This is a genomic window from Sphingobium sp. ba1, from assembly GCF_000743655.1.
In the GTDB taxonomy this organism is placed as follows: Bacteria; Pseudomonadota; Alphaproteobacteria; order Sphingomonadales; family Sphingomonadaceae; genus Sphingobium.
Map to the genome: position 1 here is coordinate 1 of NZ_JPPQ01000042.1, position 1,360 is coordinate 1,360.

1 protein-coding gene and 1 pseudogene are annotated in these 1,360 nt (G+C 61.7%); one reads left to right on the forward strand and one right to left on the reverse strand.

The annotated features are described in order from the left end of the window. Positions 1-480 (reverse strand): annotated as a pseudogene (locus IL54_RS02535) (IS5 family transposase); the annotation flags it as partial. A gap of 98 nt (positions 481-578) precedes the next feature. On the opposite strand from IL54_RS02535, the gene IL54_RS02540 reads away from it, so the two are divergent. Then, the coding region (locus tag IL54_RS02540; protein WP_037472906.1) for a CaiB/BaiF CoA transferase family protein at positions 579-1,360 on the forward strand (782 nt) is incomplete at its 3' end.

Genomic DNA, 1,360 nt, shown 5'->3' on the forward strand with positions numbered 1-1,360 from the left:
TAACGGTCGCGGCGATGCAGATGGCGGACATGAAGGTATGGGCGCAACGATCGTAGCGCGTGTGGATGCGCTGCCAGTCCTTGATCCTGCCGAACATATTCTCGACTTTGTGCCGCTGTTTATAGAGCGCCGTGTCGTGTGGAATGGGCACTTTCCGGTTCCCCTTTGACGGGATGCAGGCCGTGATCTTGCGGTCGGCCAGTGCCGCGCGGAACCAGTCGGCGTCATAGCCCTTGTCGCCCAGCAGGACCTTTGCCTTCGGGAAGGCATCGATCATCAGTGCAGCGCCCTTATAATCGCTCATCTGCCCTTCACTGAGCAGCATGATGAGCGGTCGGCCTTTGCCATCGCATACGGCATGTAGCTTGGATTTCAGGCCGCCTTTGGTGCGTCCGATACGTCGGGGAACATCCCCTTTTTAAGCAGGCTTGCCGCCGTCCGGTGTGCTTTCAGGTGGGTTGCATCGATCATCAACTGGTCGGGCTTGCAAGGCCGCCGCCAAGGGCTGATTGACCGCGCCATCGTCGTCGTGCAATAGGTAGGACCATTAAACATATGGCTCGACAGATGGGTGCGGCATGGCAGGTGAAGGCAAGACACAGATGGCGGGTGCGCTGGACGGCGTGCGGGTGCTGGATTTCACCAGCGTCATGGCCGGGCCTTTCGCCACCCGGATGCTCGCAGACTTGGGCGCGGAGGTTATCAAGGTGGAATCGCTTGAGGGCGATCAGGTCCGTGCGCGGCCGCCCAAGCGGGACGGGTATAGCGCCTATTTCGGCAATCTGAACGCGGGCAAGCAGTCCATCGCCTGCAACCTCAAGTCGCCTGAGATCATCGACCTTATCAAGCAACTGGTCGCCACTTGCGACGTGCTGGTGGAGAATTTCCGGCCCGGCGTCATGGCGCGCTTTGGCCTCGACTTTGCGACGCTGGCGGCGATCAATCCGCGGCTCATCTATTGCTCTATCTCCGGCTATGGCCAGACCGGGCCGAAGGCGCTGTTCCCGGCCTATGCGCCGGTGATCCATGCGGCCAGCGGTTTCGACATGGTGAACCTGCGCTATCAGGACGGGGCGGATCGGCCCGCGACCAGCGGCATTTTCATCGCTGACGTGCTGGGCGGCACCCATGCGTTCGGCGCGATCCAGGCCGCGCTCTATCAACGGGAGCGGACGGGGCAGGGGCAGCATATCGACCTGTCGATGCTGGAAGCGATGGTCGGCATGCTGGTGTTCGAGACGCAGGAGGCGCAATTTCCCGGCGACGCGCGGCGGCCGCTCTATACGCCGCTCAAGACCAATGACGGTTTCATCATGGTCGCGCCGACCAGTCCGCGCAATTTCGAGCAATTGTCGGACGC